Source organism: Xenorhabdus yunnanensis, from assembly GCF_028598805.1.
Taxonomy (GTDB): domain Bacteria; phylum Pseudomonadota; class Gammaproteobacteria; order Enterobacterales; family Enterobacteriaceae; genus Xenorhabdus; species Xenorhabdus yunnanensis.
In genome coordinates, this window is record NZ_JAQRFI010000344.1 from 1 (window position 1) to 223 (window position 223).

The window sequence follows — 223 nt, forward strand, 5'->3', positions numbered from 1 at the left end:
TGACGGCGTGGAACGCAAGAACCGCTGGGTCGAGGCGCTGCTCTGTGGTGCCTTGTCATGGAGCGTATCCAGTGGCTTAGAGATGTTCGGTATTTCCAGTAGCTTTGCGCCGGCTATTGGTGGCGCTATTGGTTTTATTGGTGTTGAGAAGATACGCGAGTTTGCTATCCGTGCCATCAATAAACGTTTGGGGGATAAATAATGACGAGAGGCATTAGGAATA

The 223-nt window shown here is 50.2% G+C and carries 1 protein-coding gene; it reads left to right on the forward strand.

All coding sequences use genetic code 11. The features are described from left to right. The coding region (locus PSI23_RS22530) for a phage holin, lambda family (protein WP_273557102.1) at positions 1-202 on the forward strand (202 nt) is incomplete at its 5' end. Positions 203-223: the final 21 nt, after the last annotated feature.